At 47.0% G+C, this 15800-nt stretch carries 13 protein-coding genes; 5 read left to right on the forward strand and 8 right to left on the reverse strand.

Annotation, left to right across the window (positions count from 1 at the left end; genetic code table 11):
* The first annotated feature begins 10 nt into the window (after positions 1–10).
* From HRU80_07400 to HRU80_07420, 5 genes are all read left to right on the forward strand, one after another.
* The gene (locus tag HRU80_07400) at positions 11–931 is read left to right on the forward strand and encodes a hypothetical protein (GenBank protein ID QOJ28714.1); all 921 of its coding nucleotides are present in this window, start codon (positions 11–13) and stop codon (positions 929–931) included.
* Positions 932–944: 13 nt separating this feature from the next.
* Complete coding sequence (gene rsmD / locus HRU80_07405; GenBank protein ID QOJ28715.1) at positions 945–1502, forward strand: 16S rRNA (guanine(966)-N(2))-methyltransferase RsmD; 558 nt, start codon at positions 945–947, stop codon at positions 1500–1502.
* Positions 1444–3579, forward strand: coding sequence for a T9SS type A sorting domain-containing protein (locus tag HRU80_07410; GenBank protein ID QOJ28716.1), 2136 nt, complete (start codon positions 1444–1446; stop codon positions 3577–3579). The genes rsmD and HRU80_07410 overlap by 59 nt, the downstream gene beginning before the upstream one ends.
* A 160-nt stretch (positions 3580–3739) precedes the next feature.
* On the forward strand, positions 3740–5356 hold the full coding sequence (locus tag HRU80_07415) for a choice-of-anchor B family protein (GenBank protein ID QOJ28717.1): 1617 nt from the start codon (positions 3740–3742) through the stop codon (positions 5354–5356).
* A gap of 1248 nt (positions 5357–6604) precedes the next feature.
* Complete coding sequence (locus HRU80_07420) at positions 6605–8125, forward strand: MarR family transcriptional regulator (GenBank protein ID QOJ28718.1); 1521 nt, start codon at positions 6605–6607, stop codon at positions 8123–8125.
* 85 nt (positions 8126–8210) lie between these two features.
* Here the strand turns inward: HRU80_07420 and HRU80_07425 are convergent, their stop codons facing one another.
* The 8 genes from HRU80_07425 to HRU80_07460 are packed head-to-tail and all read right to left on the reverse strand — an operon-like array spanning position 8211 to position 15669.
* Positions 8211–8999 carry a tryptophan synthase subunit alpha gene (locus tag HRU80_07425; protein ID QOJ28719.1) on the reverse strand — a complete coding sequence of 263 codons (789 nt, stop codon included), beginning with the start codon at positions 8997–8999 and terminating at the stop codon, positions 8211–8213.
* A complete protein-coding gene (gene trpB, locus HRU80_07430) occupies positions 8992–10197 on the reverse strand; it encodes a tryptophan synthase subunit beta (protein QOJ28720.1) in 1206 nt (401 codons plus the stop codon). The genes HRU80_07425 and trpB overlap by 8 nt, the downstream gene beginning before the upstream one ends.
* On the reverse strand, positions 10181–11215 hold the full coding sequence (gene aroF / locus HRU80_07435; protein QOJ28721.1) for a 3-deoxy-7-phosphoheptulonate synthase: 1035 nt from the start codon (positions 11213–11215) through the stop codon (positions 10181–10183). Before aroF ends, trpB begins: the two co-directional genes overlap by 17 nt.
* On the reverse strand, positions 11212–11829 hold the full coding sequence (locus HRU80_07440) for a phosphoribosylanthranilate isomerase (GenBank protein ID QOJ28722.1): 618 nt from the start codon (positions 11827–11829) through the stop codon (positions 11212–11214). Before HRU80_07440 ends, aroF begins: the two co-directional genes overlap by 4 nt.
* Positions 11822–12616 carry an indole-3-glycerol phosphate synthase TrpC gene (gene trpC / locus HRU80_07445; protein QOJ28723.1) on the reverse strand — a complete coding sequence of 265 codons (795 nt, stop codon included), beginning with the start codon at positions 12614–12616 and terminating at the stop codon, positions 11822–11824. Before trpC ends, HRU80_07440 begins: the two co-directional genes overlap by 8 nt.
* Positions 12613–13635, reverse strand: a complete 1023-nt coding sequence (gene trpD / locus HRU80_07450; GenBank protein ID QOJ28724.1) for an anthranilate phosphoribosyltransferase — start codon at positions 13633–13635, stop codon at positions 12613–12615. The genes trpC and trpD overlap by 4 nt, the downstream gene beginning before the upstream one ends.
* Positions 13632–14198, reverse strand: a complete 567-nt coding sequence (locus HRU80_07455) for an aminodeoxychorismate/anthranilate synthase component II (protein ID QOJ28725.1) — start codon at positions 14196–14198, stop codon at positions 13632–13634. The genes trpD and HRU80_07455 overlap by 4 nt, the downstream gene beginning before the upstream one ends.
* Positions 14179–15669: a chorismate-binding protein gene (locus HRU80_07460; GenBank protein QOJ28726.1), complete on the reverse strand. Its 1491-nt coding sequence runs from the start codon at positions 15667–15669 to the stop codon at positions 14179–14181. Before HRU80_07460 ends, HRU80_07455 begins: the two co-directional genes overlap by 20 nt.
* Positions 15670–15800 lie beyond the last annotated feature (131 nt).

Here is a 15800-nt window from a genome sequence, read left to right on the forward strand (position 1 = left end):
GATGCCCTCCTTGGATGACCGGATAGGAATTTCTGTTTCTTCCCAGAAGATTCAGGTTGTTGAGGTAGGGTTTCAGGATGGCGGAAGGCTTCTTAATCATATTGATGAAGCTCTTCTTCCCGCTCCGCTGAATTTTTTAACAGACAAAGAGGCCGTTCTGATGAGCGGCCTTCAGTCTGCCTTTAACCTCCTTGCCGAACGCACAAACCTGAAAAACCGTCAGGTATATATTTCGCTCCCTCCCGAGTTTTTCTACAGTTTTACCGTACCGGCTGATCAGACCATTGTCCGTCAGGATTTAATTGATAACTTCCGTTGGGAGTTCGCAGTGCTCTACCCGTTCCTCACCGCGGAGGATTATTCCCTTAATTACTACGAAATTGACCGCCCCGGTTCCCTGAGCAAGGAGCGCCGTGTGATTGTATTTGCCCTTTCACGGAAGATAATCAATCTGCTTATCATGGTCTGCCGCAGGAATAATCTTGAAATAAAACTGATTGACCACTCTCACTTCTCCGCCGATAAATCTATTCTGATGAACCGCCCCGAGCTGCTGAGCAGTTCTCTTATTAGTGTATGTGTAAGCACCGGTTTCTTCAGTGTTGAATATCTTGAAGAGGGGAAGCCGCAGTATTTCAGCGGCAGGGCGTTTGATTCTATGCATAATTTCCTGCAGCTGCTTTCAGAAGAACTGCAGATGATGAGTGACTCAGGCCGTCAGCTGAACAAGCTCGAAAACTTTTTCCTCACCGGTGACTCTCTTGCCGAGCCGATGCTCACCGCGGTAAGAAATGCAACGCGGTTTCCGTTTCAGATGATTAACCCGTTCTCTGCTTTAATCCTCGGCGGTGCCGGTCTGAATAAGGAACTGCTCCACTCCCGGAACTATAATTTTAACGCGGCTGCCGGGCTCTGCTACCGTCTTATATAAGAGTTCCGCCGCCATGCGCCTGAGAATCATCACCGGAAAATACGGCGGCAGGTTTATTGAAGCCCCCGCCACCAACGACACACGCCCCACTACCGAAAAGAACCGCGGAGCAATATATAACATCCTTTCCAACATGATTGATTTTGAGGATATCACCGGTGCTGATCTTTACGCAGGCTCCGGCGCTCTCGGCTTTGAGATGGTAAGCCGCGGTGCAGCTCTGGTGCACTTTGTTGAAAAGAGCGCAAAGGTGGCGCGGAATCTGGAAAGGAATATCGAAACCCTTAAAGCTGAAATCCACTGCGCGGTTCATCTGCGGGCCTGCACCGATTTTATCAGAGGATACTCCGGCACGCCTCTTTCGCTGATTGTGGCTGACCCTCCCTTTTTTCAGTATGATATATATCAGGTATTTGAGGCGGTCCGGTCTTCAAACGTTCTGGCTCCTGAAGGAATCTTTCTTGTTGAGCGCTCTGTGCAGACTGCTGAAAAAGACCAGGAGCACTTCCGGCTTGAACCGTACCGCAGGATGGGGGATTCTCTTATTTATATATACCGCAATGAAGCGTAAGAGCTTCCTTTTCTTCTTCCTTCTTTTCTGCGCCACGGCTTACCCACAGCAGTTTACCCGCTCGGTTGATTACGCTCAGTTTACTGATTCACTCACTCTGCTGCAGAATGTCTTTTCCGGCGGGCAGAATAACATCAGAACCCAGTTTGCCGATATTGACGGAGACGGCGACCCTGACATGATTTTCCTTGACGGAGACGGCACTTTCGGGTGGTATAAGAACGCCGGCACTCCGGCTCAGGCGGTATATATACTTCAGACGGAGTTCTTTGAGGGGGGCGATATGCTCAACTGGTTCCGCCTTGCCGATACCGACGGTGACGGCGACCTTGACCTGTTCACCGGAGCGAGTGATAATCAGGTGCGCTATTTTCAGAATACCGGCTCCGCCGCGGTGCCCAGATATACGCTTACTGCTGATCCTCTCCTCACTGCATCCGGGCAGCCGGTTATCAGCGAGAGCGGCTGCCATCCCGCATTCACTGACGCTGACGGTGACGGTGATCTTGATTTTGTAACCGGCAACTCCACCGGCACTCTTACCTTTTATAAAAACATCGGAACTCCTCAGCAGTTTGCGTTTGAGTTTATAACCGATACCTGGCTGAATATCATCATTATCGGAGGCGGTGGTACGCAGCGCCACGGAGCGAGTTCCATAGAGTTCGGCGATATAGACGGCGACGGCGACCGAGATATGCTCTGGGGGGATTTCTTTGGCAAGAGTATTTACTTTCTGGAGAATACCGGCTCGGCGGTTAATCCTGTATATATTGTACGCTCTGAAGCATTCCCCGTGAATCAGGACAGCGTTATCACATCCGGCTTTAATATGCCGCGCCTTGCTGATATGGACGCGGATGGTGATCTTGATCTTTTCGTCTCAGTGCTCTATGACCCCACAGTTCCTCAGGCGCTGATGTTTTTTGAGAATATGGGTACTCCCGCTTCGCATGATTTCCGCCTGCGTAACCCGGATTACCTCAGTACGGTGGATGCAGGTATTCAGAGTTTTATCAGCATGGCGGATATAGATAACGACGGCAGGGAAGATATATTTCTCTCGAACGCGCAGAATCCGGAAGGCTCGGTATGGTATTTCAGGAATATATCCTCCTCCGGTAACACCCGGTTTGAACTGGTTACAAAGGAGTTTGCCGGAATCCGCGGTGAACTTTCCCTTGCCGCGGAGTTTGGCGACCTGAACGGAGACGGCCTGAAGGATATCCTGGTTGGAAATTTTAACGGCACAGTTTCTTTTTTTCAGAATACCGGAACCCTAACATTACCACAGTTTGCCCCTCCGGTGCTTCTGACTGATAGTTCCGGTCAGGTTATTGATATTGGTATATACGCCCGCCCCCGGCTGTGTGATATAGACGGTGATCTTGACCCTGATCTGGTCATCGGGGCATTTAACGGCAGAATCCGGATTTTCCGCAATACCGGCACCCTGCAGCAGTTTCGCTTCACCATCGCTGACGATCAGTTTGCTCTCCCTGATATCGGTGATAACTCTTCTCCCTTTCTTTATGACTTTGACCGGGACGGCAGGACTGACCTTTTTGCCGGAAACAAAAACGGCAATATCTGGTATTTCAGAAACACCGGCACTGCCTCTTCTCCGGTCTGGCAGCAGGTGACACAGGATTTTCTCCCCGCGCTCAGCGGCATTGACGTAACTCCCTTCCTGACTGATTTTGACCTGGATGGCGACCCTGACCTGCTGGCTGGCAATTACCGGGGCGGCATTCTCCTCTGGCTGAACGATGAAATTACTTCCGTTAAAAATGAATCCGCCATTGCCGGGGATTATGGCATTCTGAGGACCTGGCCCAATCCGTTTAATCCGGCATTCTTTATTGAGTACCAAGCCCCTGCTCAGGAGGAGATAACCATTACGCTCTTTACCCCCGCCGGAGAAATGGTAAAAACACTCTATTCCGGAGGTGCAGAGCAGGGAAAAAACCGGTTTTCAGTGAATTTTACCGGTCTGGGGCTTTCCTCGGGTGCTTATTTCCTTCAAATCCGGGGTAAATCAGGCCTCACCACCGCCAAAATTACTTTTCTTAAATGATGGAGAAGGAAGAAGAATGTAAAATGAATAATTATCAAAATCTCCCGATTTTTCATGCCTCACACTTCATAATTCACGAATGAGAATTCATACTTCATAATTCATAATATTTTCCTATTTTCGCATTCTTCTTTCTTTCTATACCAAAAGGACAGCCCAGTTGAACCGTGTGTTTTTGCTTTTGCTTGTTTTGCCGTTTTTTGCCGCCGCCCAGATTCAGAATGTGACTCTGCTCGGCCGCTTCCATCCTCAGCAGGGTCAGGGAACTGACTATAATGACTGCTGGGGCTACGTTGACTCCCAGGGGCGTGAATACGCCATAATGGGGGCTCAGAACGGTACCTATTTTGTCAACATAACCAATCCCGCGCAGCCAGTGCAGGTTGGGTATATACCGGGACCAAGTTCCATCTGGCGTGATATCAAAACTCACAGCCATTACGCGTATATCACCACCGAGGGTACCGGAACCGGACAGGGTCTGCAGATTGTTGACCTCTCCAATCTTCCTGCAAGTGTTACCCTGGTCAATACCCTTACCACATGGTTTACCCGTGCACATAACATTTATATAGATAACGGTTATGCCTATGTGATCGGCACCAATAACGGCGGCGGTATGCACATCCTTGATCTGAGCAATCCGGCTAATCCCGTCAGAACGGCTCTTTACAATACCAGCGGATATATCCATGATGTGTATGTCTGGAATGATACCGTGTATGCGGCAAGCGAAGATACCTACGATGTGGTTGATGTTACCAATAAATCCAATCCCCAGCGGGTCAGCCAGAGCGCGGCTCTCAGCGGCATCTATGCTCACAGCGGCTGGATGACAGAGGATAAAAGATATTTCATCGGGGCAGAGGAGTTTAATGTCCGCGATATTACCGTATGGGATCTGCAGGACAGAACCTCATGGGATCTGAAGGTAGGCCAGTGGCAGATGCCGGGGAACAGTCCCGTGCATAATATTTTTGTAAAGGGTCACTTTGCGCATATATCCTATTATAAGGATGGCTATGTGGTGCTTGATGTCTCCAATCCGCTTAACCCGGTTAAAGTCGGGCAGTATGATACCTACTCCGGTACCTCCGGCACCTATGAAGGGGCGTGGGGTGCGTATCCTTATTTTCCGTCAGGAAACGTGATTATCTCCGATATCAGCACCGGTTTATATATTGTTGATTTCACGCTTGATAATGTAACTCCGGTTGAACTGGTTTCCTTCAGCGCCGTGCAGCAGGGTGCTTCAGTGCAGCTTGAATGGGCAACCGCTTCGGAAGTGAATAACCGCGGATTTGAAATCGAACGCTCTTCCGACAACCAGAACTGGTCTGCTGTCGGGTTTGTCTCCGGAAACGGTACGATAACCGAAACCAGCAGATATACTTTCAGTGATGCATACCCAGCGGAAGGAAAAGCCTGGTACCGTCTGGTACAGCATGATTATGACGGGGCTAAAGCGATTCATACTCCTGTTGAAGTATTCTATGACCGCAATTTGGCTGTATCAGGATTCAGTCTGCAGCAGAACTACCCGAATCCGTTTAATCCGTCAACGCGCATCACCTTTTCAGTGACAGATGCAGCACAGGTCACGCTTAAGGTATATGATCTGTTGGGACGTGAGATAGCAGTCCTGGTAAACGGTGTGGTTGAACGCGGCACCCATACACAGGAGTTTTCTGCTTCCGGTTTAAGTTCAGGAATTTATATATATGAGCTTCGTTCAGGTAATTTTGTTGAACGCAGGACGATGAATCTGCTTAAATAAGCCGGTCAGAAATTATAACGCAAAGTCAGCTATTCAAGGCGCAGAGGAACGGAAAGTCTTCTGCGCCTTTTTTTATGTTGAGGAATTCCGCTTGACAAAATCATTTGTGAGTATGCCCCATTCCGTAGAGACACGCCGCGGCGTGTATCTCAGCAGTCAGATGTTTGCGGTAATGGTGTTCCATACATGCCGCGCCTGCGGCGCTTGAGGTTTTTTGGGTTATTACGTTTGCTATTAAGATGTCGCCGCTGCGCGGCTAATGAAGACCCGGAGAGTAGAAATATTAATTAAGGAAGACTAAGACAAGAATCAGAAGCCCCTGAAGGGCGATATGACAGCGGGTTGGAAGATTGCAGCTACCTGCAAGGTGTTTCCATCAATGGTGATCGATAAATGCCGCGCCTACGGCGCTAATGGTTTTTTAGGTTATGGGTTTTGTTATTAATATGCCGCCGCTGCGCGGCTAATGAAGACCCAGAGAGTTGAAATATTAATCAGGGATGACAAAGACAAGAATCAGAAGTCCCGGAAGGGCGATATGACAGCGGGTTGGAAGATTGCAGCGAACGGCCAAGTGTTTCCAGTAATGGTGATCCATATATGCCGCGCCTACGGCGCTAATGGTTTTTTGGGTTATGGTTTTTGTTATTAATATGCCGCCGCTGCGCGGCTAATGAAGACCCAGAGAGTTAAAATATTAATAAGGGATGACAAAGACAAGCATCAGAAGTTCCGGAGGGGCGATATGACAGCGGGTTGGAAGATTGCAGCGAACGACCAGGTGTTTGCGGTAACAGTGAATAATATATGCCGCACCTATGGCGCTAAAGGTTTTTTGTGTTATGGGTTTTGTTATTAATATGCCGCCGCTGCGCGGCTCATGAAGACCCAGAGAGTTGAAATATTAATAAGGGATGACAAAGACAAGAATCAGAAGTTCCGGAGTGGTGACATGACAGCGGGTTGGAAGATTGCAGCAAACTGCCAGGTTTTTGCAGTAATGGTGATCCATATATGCCGCACCTGCGGCGCTAATGGTTTTTTGGGTTATGGTCTTTGTTATTAATATGCCGCCGCTATGCGGCTAATTCTTTTATTCTTCATACTTCACAATTTACAATTCACAATTCACAATTCACAATTCATAATTCATAATTCATACGCTGGCGTAGCCAGAACCAAAATGGTAAGCACGTAAATTCACGGTAATTTTCGTAATATAGAGAACTCAATTGCAAAAGGATTCTCATGTTCTCGGCTTTTCTGGAAAAATATAAAGACAATATTCTCGGTGTTGTAAGTTGTTTTGACCGGATTATTATCAGTGGAACAATGCCAGGCTGGAGATATCCGGGAGCAATGAAATTTTTTTTGCTCAAACACAAGATCAAGTTTGTGGACTATACGAAATTTGCTAAATCCGTCCGTGATAAAATTAATGCACAAATGGAGACTCTTAGTGCAAAAACCCGGGTTCCTATTGTCTATATCAGGAGTCCGAGACTGGTCAACAAAGAAAATACAGTCAAAAAAATCATTTCTGAAAAGAACCTCAAGCAAGGCATTGTTGCGATTTTCTCAATTATGGAATCTTGCGACGGATATCAGACCACCTGGAACAAGATCACTCATACCGGAGATGTTCGTGCGCGATCCTCAAAATGCCTGCATTATTATTTGTATTTCTTAGATAAATATCTTGGACTTTGCTTTATTCGTATTCCTACCTGGCTGCCTTGCAAAGTTCAGTTGTATTTTAACGGTCATAATCTTCTGGCTTATAAACTCCGTAAGAACCGGATCATGTATATTCTTCAGGATAATGTCTTTACCTACCTAAGTGATTTTCAGAAAGCACAAAAACTCAGTGATAAAATCAGTGCAGGTAATTTACACTCCGGGCTGAAAGCATTTATGCGGCGATATCTCCCGGTTTTTGCCGAATATCGCCAGTGGCCGGAGTGGACTTTTACTCAGGCAGAATATGCCACCGATATTGTCTTCAAGGACAAGCATCGAATGAAACATCTTTACGACGAATTAATCCTCAGATGTATTCATTTGGTCAAACCAGGTAACATAGCTACCTTTTTTAACCGGTCGCTTGCTGCTCATTATGAACAGGAAGTCACTACTCATTATAATAAAATGATTCATGGAACTCGCGTTAAGCACGCTATTGGTGCAAATAGTGTTAAAATGTATGATAAAGCTCCAGGAGTTCTCCGCATTGAGACGACGGTGAATAATATCAAAGCATTTAGAATCTATCGCATGGTGAAAACCCGTCAGGGAACAATCACCTGGAAAAAAGCAGAGATGAAAAAGAGTATTTACAGTATCCATCCGCTCAGGAAAGAGTGTACAGCGGTAAACAGCAGATACCTTGATTTTCTTGCCTCCTTCGATGATACCTCAGCCGGGAGAATGAATTTAGAACAACTCAGCAATCCCCTCAAAGATAATGGCCGCTCAGTTAAAGGGATAAACTTCTTTGACAAGCAGGAACAGGATGTGCTTATTGCTGTTCATTGTGGTAGTAATGCCCTCAATGGAATCAGAAACAAAACCTTGCGTGAGAATCTCGGTGATAACTACAGTTCTGCAAAAGTATCACGTATACTAACTCGTCTGAGAAAACACAACCTTATAGAAAAAGTGCCGAATACCCATTGTTACCATATAACAAAACTGGGACTCAGCACGATTCCTTGTGGTCTTTATATACGGGAATTAGAGTTACCGGCTATTCTCAGTAAGGTTGCCTAAACTCATATAATTTTTCTTTCACTTTTGCAAAGAATTTAACTCGTTATCTAATACTTCATACTTCATACTTCATAATTCATAATTTTTAAAGCCCATTTTTTAAAGCCGACACAATTGAATAGACCGGCTCAAATTTACCCGGATGTTCCGCCAGTTTTTTGATGATCAGACTCCCCACGATTACTCCGTCGCAGTGTTCGCGTATCTTTTTGACATCTTCAGGTCCTGATATACCAAAACCCACCAGCATTTTATTATTCCGGATCTGTGAATAGACAGACCTGACTTTTTCGATCTGCTCATCTGAATAAGCGCCCGCCTGACCAGTGGTTCCCAGCATACCGACATAGTAGAGAAACGACCATCTGCGTGAATCTATATATTGCAGTCTCTCCTGCGGAGTAGTGGGTGCTGCAAAGGCTGCAAGTTCCTCCGCGGGTATGCCAAACTCATCAAACTGCGGGAGTTCTTCGGGAATAAGATCTGGTAGAATCAGCCCATCGGCATTGCACTTTTTGTAGTCTTCAAAAAATCTCCCGGCTCCGTAGTGGAACAGGGGATTAAGATACGACATGATTACTACCGGCTTTTGTGTGCGCTTTTTAATTTCCGTGCAGAAAGCAAACACATCATTAAGCGTTACACCGTTTTTTATCGCCTGTGCGGATGAGGCCTGAATCACCGGTCCGTCCGCCAGCGGATCACTGAAGGGGACTCCAAGTTCAAGCATATCAGCCCCGCTCTCAAGTACTCCCAGAGCAAGTTGTATGAAATTCTCCTTTTGCGGGTATCCGGCAGTGAGAAAAACTGAAAGGATTTTTTCTCCTTTTGCCTTCTTTTCTTCGAGATAGTTATATATACTCATCTTATTCAATGTGAAGCTGGTTCATGATGGTTGAGAGATCTTTGTCGCCGCGGCCGGACATATTTACCACAACTATTTCACCTGTTTTTGTTTCAGCCATAAATTTCTCTAAATATGCAAGAGCATGGGCGGTCTCAAGAGCCGGAATTATTCCTTCTGTCCGGCTGATGGTTTTCACTGAGGCTAATGCCTCCTTATCGGTGACGCTGACATATTGCACTCTTTTGATATCATACAGATAGGAATGCTCCGGCCCCACACCGGGATAGTCAAGCCCTGCCGAAACGGAATGGGGTTCCACAACCTGCCCCTTGTCATCCTGAATCAGATAGGTTCTCATACCGTGAAAGATGCCGTCGCTCCCTTTGCCGATGGTTGCGGCGTGTTTCTTTGTTTCGGTGCCTTCTCCGGCCGCTTCGACGCCAATCATGCGGACAGATTCATCTTTTATAAACGGATAAAAAATCCCGATTGCATTGCTTCCGCCCCCTACGCAGGCGAGTATATAATCGGGCAGTTTTCCTGTCATCTGCTGAAGCTGCTCTTTTGTTTCGGTGCCGATGACCGACTGGAAGTCCCTCACCATCATCGGATAGGGATGCGGCCCTACTGCTGAGCCAATGATATAATGAGTATCATCGGCGTGAGTGACCCAGTCGCGGATGGCTTCATTTGTTGCATCCTTCAGCGTTTTGCTTCCGGAGGTAACTGAAACCACTGAAGCACCAAGCAGTTTCATTCTTGCCACATTAGGTGCCTGACGCTGTATATCCTTTTCCCCCATATACACCGTACAGTGCAGTCCGAATTTTGCGCAGACGGTTGCAACAGCGGTGCCGTGTTGTCCGGCTCCGGTCTCTGCTATTATCCGTTTCTTTCCCATTTTCATGGCAATCAGCATCTGCCCGATTGCATTATTAATTTTATGCGCGCCGGTGTGGCAGAGATCCTCCCGCTTGAAATATATACCGGCTTTGCCATAGTGCTTTGTCAGATTTTCAGCAAAGGTCAACGGTGTAGGCCTTCCGGTGAATTCTTTGTGGTAATACTCCAGTTCCGAAAGGAATTCCGGTGTATCCTTTATCTTCCGATAAAAGTTTTCAAGTTCTTTCAGCGGTGCATAAAGTGTTTCGGGGATGAATCTGCCGCCATACTTTCCGAAATGCCCGAGTTCATCCGGAAAGTTATAATTACTTATGCTGGACATCTAAGTTAAGTTCTTTCTCCGCAATAGGGGCTAGTGCCTCTAATTTTCCGATTAGATGTTTAAAGTTTTTTGGTGTGAGAGACTGATATCCGTCAGAAAGTGCATTACCCGGATCGCAGTGAACTTCTATCATTAAACCATCCGCACCGCAGGCAACCGAGGCCATGGACATCGGCTCAACTTTGTCCCAGATGCCGATGCCATGAGAAGGGTCAACAAACACCGGAAGGTGAGAAAGGCTTTTGATCATCGGCACAGCATTAAGATCAAGTGTGTTGCGTGTATAGGTTTCAAAGGTTCTGATACCTCGTTCACAAAGGATAACATCAAAGTTCCCCTGGGCGAGGATATATTCGGCGCTCATCAGCAGATCTTCGATAGTGGCAGAAAGTCCCCGCTTAAGCAGTACGGGTTTCTGCACAGACCCCACCCGTTCAAGCAGGGAGAAATTCTGCATATTCCTTGCACCAATCTGCAGGATATCGGTTACTTCCGCTACCTGGGGGAGTGTTTCCGTATCCTTCACTTCGGTTACGATATACATACCGAAGGTGTCCTTGATTTCTTTTAGCAGCTCAAGACCTTTTTCCTTCAGTCCCTGGAAGGCATAAGGGCTGGTTCTGGGTTTATAAGCACCTGCTCTGAAGAATTTCACGCCCATCTCCTTAAGCGCGCCTGCCACATCAAACAGCTGGTCACGGCTTTCAATGGAGCAAGGGCCGGCAATGATATTAAGCGAACCGCCGCCTATCTTTTCCTCACCGATCTGGATAATTGTATCTTCAGTTTTTACTTCCCGTGATACCAATTTGAATTTTTTGGATATACGTACCACATCCATTACCCCTTCCATAAACAGGAAGTCATCCGGCTGAAAGTTTGACACCTCACCTGTGACACCAATGCCGATGCGCGAAGTGCCGTAGATAACGTGCCCTTTGCAGTGGCGGGAGCTTATTTTTTGCAATACATCTTCTATCTGCTGCTGCTGGCTGTCCAGCTTCATGAGAACCATCATTGTTGAACCTGATATTGATAAAGTTTAGTAAAAAATTGCTGTACTTTTAAAAAATCCTTTTTACCCGGAGTGCTTTCAAGACTGCTCACCAGATCAACCCCCATCGGTTTAAGCTTTAACACCCCTTCGAAATTTTCCGCTGAGATGCCCCCTGCAATGATTGATCTGCTCCTAAGCTCTGACGGTATATCTTCATGCCTGAAAGGAATTCCGGTTCCTCCGTAGGATATATCCGAGTGGGTATCAAAAAGGGGAGTGAGCCGCTGCGGATAATTCCATTTGCTGAAATCAGATGCATCCTTAATCCGGTAGGCACGTATCAGGGGGAGGGGGGAGTCTTCCAGAAACCCCTCAACCTCATCACCATGCAGCTGAATGGCGGTTATTCCGGTAAGAGCGCTTATTCTCCTGATTTCATCTTCAGTATGATTAACAAAAACTCCTGCCTTAACTGTGAGCGGAGAAAGCCGTCTGATAATATCCCGGGCGTCACCCGGCTCTATATACCGTTTGCTCCGTTCAAAAAAGATGAAACCAAGCGCGTTTGCTCCTGCTCTTTCGCAGAAAAGTGCGTCTTCCTGATTTGTAATGCCGCAGATTTTCACCTTAACCATTGCAATATTCCTTCATCCTTCTCACTTCTGAGCGGATATCCTTTGCACGCATAAAATGCTCTCCGACCAGCACCCCTTTTGCTCCTGAATCCTGTATGAATGATATATCATCTTTTTTGCTGATACCGCTTTCACTGATGACGGTAACGGAGTCAGGTATCAGCTTTCTGATTTCTCTTGTTGCTTCAAGCGAAGTTTCGAACGTCTTAAGATTGCGGTTATTGATGCCGATAAGCGGGTTCTGTGAAAAACTGATTTTTTCAATCTGATCCCTGTCATGCATCTCAAGCAGGACCCCCATCCCGAGTTCATTCGCGGCATGTGTATATTCAGCGATTTGTGAAGCAGAAAGCAGTTCTGATATCAGCAGGATGCAGTCAGCACCGATTGATGCACTTTCCGCAATCTGCAGTTCATGAATAATAAAATCCTTCCTGAGCAGCGGAATAATTTTCTCCTGCGCCAGTTCTTCAAGAAACGCCGGTGCACCCATAAAGTAGCTTTTCTCCGTCAGGACTGAGATTCCTGCCACAGCTTCTTCAATATATATGTCAGCGATTTTCCGGTGGTTAAAATCCTCACGGATGATACCTTTTGATGGGCTTGCCTTTTTGATCTCAGCGATAATGGCTGTCCCGGCGGTATTGCGGATACTTTCCTCAAGTGAAAGACGTCTGCTGAAGCGTGAACCCAGATCAGCCAGATTGTTCCAGGTGAAATCTCTTTTAAGTTTAGAGACTTCTTCCTTCTTTGCTTCTATGATATCTGAAAGAAAATCTTTTTTCATGATACCGGTATTTTGCTCAGTTTGAGATAATTCTGAAAAGCCCGGTAAGCATCACCGGAGCGGAGGGCATAAATACACTCCTCAATCGCCTGATCCATACTGCCTGAATCGCGGGCGGTGGTAAGCGTCATTGCTGCATTGATTACCGCGGCTGAGAATGTGTAACTCTCCTTTGCCTCATCAATCACTTCCAGAAAAGCCCGCTTGCTTTCCTCTTTAGTTGCTGCATAAAGCCCCTCCGGATTTTTTTTGCTCAGTGAAGGGTAATCAGGCGTAATAATCTGTTCCCGGATTTTTTTTCCTTCAACGGTTATTACTAATGCTTCTTTACCCGGGAGCAGTTCATCAACCGAGTTCTCTGTGCAAAGCAGTGCTATCTTTTCATAATCAAGCAGCGCTGCTGCTCTTGCAAGCGATCTTGCAGCCTCATCGGTAAAGGTGCCGGTCATCTGTCTTTTAACTCCGGCAGGATTGGTAAGCGGGCCGAGCATATTAAACACCGTCCTGAAGCCGAGCTCCCGCCTGACCGGTGCTGCGTGCTTCATCGCGGTGTGGAAATTAGGTGCAAAGAAAAAAGCAAAACCGGATTTGTTAAGGCACTCCGTAATCTGTTCATCATCAAGATCAATGGAGCAGCCAAGCTCCTCAAGTATATCCGCGCTGCCGCATTTGCCTGAGACAGCCCTGTTGCCATGCTTGGCTACTTTGATACCTGTTCCCGCCACAATGAATGAAGCTATGGTTGATATATTCACTGTTGATGAGTTATCTCCGCCGGTTCCGCAGAGATCAACCAGCGGTCCTCCTGAATAGGTGAACTGCCGGGAGTTACTCCGCATGGCAAGAGCAAATCCGGCTATCTCTTCAGGTGTTTCTCCCCGCATACGCATCGCGGTTAACAGTGATGAAAGCAATGATGCCGATACCGCGCCTGAGAGCACCGAGTTCATTATTTCGTACGCTTCTTTCATTTCAGGACGGTGCCCCTCAATTAACTGTTTAAGATACATTGATGTCATTGTTCAAGCCAGTTGTTTATCAGATGTTTTCCTTCGGTGGTGAGTATGGATTCCGGATGAAACTGAATTCCTTCTACGGGCAGTGACTTATGCCGCACGCCCATGATAAGGTGATCTTCTGATTCAGCAGTGATCTCAAGTATATCCGGAAGCGATTCTTTTTCAATTACCAATGAATGATACCGGGTTGCGGTAAATCCCTGCGGCAGATTTCTGAACACTCCTTTGTTATCATGCGTAATGCTTGAAGTTTTTCCGTGCATGATATTCGGAGCCCGGCTCACTTTTGCGCCAAAGACAATCCCGATTGCCTGATGCCCGAGGCAGACACCAAGGGTGGGAATGGCTGCTGAAAGCCGGCGCAGTATATCAAGCGTAATTTTTGAATCCTCCGGCTTGCCGGGACCGGGGGAGAGGAGTATTTTATCCGGTGCCATTGCGGTTATCTCCTCAATGGTAACCGCGTCATTCCTTTTTACGATGATCGTATGACCTGAACTTCCGACCAGCTGCACCAGATTATAGGTAAAGGAATCGTAATTATCAATAACGAGTATGTTCATCAATCCTCCCTGCTGCCTGAATGGCTTCGGTCATAACGCGTGCCTTGTTATATATCTCTTTCATTTCAAGCTCCGGCCGGCTGTCCAGCACTATTCCGGCGCCTGCCTGCCAGCTTATGATATTCCTGTGAATAAAAAAACTTCTGATGGCAATACACATATCCATATTTCCTGAGAAATCAAAGTAGCCGACAGCGCCTGCATACAGACCACGTTGTACGGCTTCAAGGTTCTTAATAATCTCCATTGCTCTCACCTTAGGAGCGCCGGTTACGGTTCCCGCCGGAAAACTTGCTGCAAGCACATCCACCGCTGATATATCTTCACGCACTTCCCCCTCAACCCGGGAGACAATGTGCATTACGTGAGAGTACATTTTTATTCTCCGGTCCTCTTTTAGTGAAACCGTTCCATAAGCGCATACTCTGCCAAGATCATTCCGTGCAAGATCAACCAGCATGGTGTGTTCCGCGTTTTCTTTAGGATCATTCATCAGCTGTTCGGCAAGCCGGTTATCATCTGCTGCCGTGGTGCCCCTTCTTCTGGTTCCGGCGATGGGGAGTATGGCAGCTTTGCCATCCTTCACACGGACTAAATCTTCCGGTGAAGTTCCGATTACTTTCATATCCCCGGGCATTTCCAGTATATACATATAGGGGGAGGGATTTATCATCCGCAGAGCGCGGTACACATGAAACGGATCTCCATCAAACTCAGCACTGAATTTTTCCGAAAGCACCAGCTGAAACACATCACCATCAAGAATATGTTCTTTGATCCGGTTAAAAGATTCAGTAAACCGGGCGGAATCAATTGCCTGTTTTATATATGAAGTAATGCTGAAAGGGCCGGGATGCGGACGGGGAGCGGAAAGAAGTGTTTTAAGCGCGGAAAGCCGTTCCTGCGCCGGGGTGAATTGCTCAGCCCTGCTTTGATCCGGTTTGATGTGAACGTTGCAGATCAGTATAAGCTGATGTTTCAGATGATCAAAGGCAATCAGTTCCCGGAAGATTCCAAGGCAGGAGTCGGGCTGTTCTGAGGATTTCTCCGTAATTCCCAGAACCGGCTCAAGCAGTTCCGTGTTTTCATATCCGATGAATCCTGCCGCCCCTCCTTTGAAATAGGGGAGGCCCTCAATCTGCGGCTGTGAGATGCCCTCCAGCTCCTTTTTAAGAGCGGAGAAAATATCATCCGGCAGTGCTGATTCCCTGCCCCCTTCACGGAGCAGAGTCCGTCCGCCAAAGTTCAGCAGTTCTTTTGCCGGATTGAGTCCGATAAAAGAATACCTGCCAAAGTTCAGAGAATCCTCGACCGACTCCAGCAGGAAGGTGAACTTTCCGCTGCTCCGGATGCGCTGATAGGCCAGCACCGGGGTGATCATATCAGCGGGGATAAATTCATAAACCGGGATAAGGTTATAATCCCTGCTGAGCCTGTTAAATTCTTCTAAGGTACTTTTTCTGAATAACATAAGTAATGTGTATAAAACAAAAAACCCTTCCAGGAGGGGTAATCCTGGAAGGGTTCTTCCGTAAAAATATGTAGATTACCGCCTATGCATCAAAACAATATCCACCCCACCACCAGCTAAATCGGCCGGCG

Source organism: Ignavibacteriales bacterium (genome assembly GCA_015709675.1).
Taxonomy (GTDB): Bacteria; Bacteroidota; Ignavibacteria; order Ignavibacteriales; family Ignavibacteriaceae; genus H2-BAC3.

Excerpts from the sequence above, each read along its gene's own strand:
- rsmD (QOJ28715.1), top strand. The coding sequence starts at position 945 with ATGCGCCTGAGAATCATCACCGGAAAATACGGCGGCAGGTTTATTGAA.
- HRU80_07420 (QOJ28718.1), top strand. The coding sequence starts at position 6,605 with ATGTTCTCGGCTTTTCTGGAAAAATATAAAGACAATATTCTCGGTGTT.
- trpB (QOJ28720.1), bottom strand. The coding sequence starts at position 10,197 with ATGTCCAGCATAAGTAATTATAACTTTCCGGATGAACTCGGGCATTTC.
- aroF (QOJ28721.1), bottom strand. The coding sequence starts at position 11,215 with ATGATGGTTCTCATGAAGCTGGACAGCCAGCAGCAGCAGATAGAAGAT.
- HRU80_07440 (QOJ28722.1), bottom strand. The coding sequence starts at position 11,829 with ATGGTTAAGGTGAAAATCTGCGGCATTACAAATCAGGAAGACGCACTT.
- trpC (QOJ28723.1), bottom strand. The coding sequence starts at position 12,616 with ATGAAAAAAGATTTTCTTTCAGATATCATAGAAGCAAAGAAGGAAGAA.
- trpD (QOJ28724.1), bottom strand. The coding sequence starts at position 13,635 with ATGACATCAATGTATCTTAAACAGTTAATTGAGGGGCACCGTCCTGAA.
- HRU80_07455 (QOJ28725.1), bottom strand. The coding sequence starts at position 14,198 with ATGAACATACTCGTTATTGATAATTACGATTCCTTTACCTATAATCTG.
- HRU80_07460 (QOJ28726.1), bottom strand. The coding sequence starts at position 15,669 with ATGTTATTCAGAAAAAGTACCTTAGAAGAATTTAACAGGCTCAGCAGG.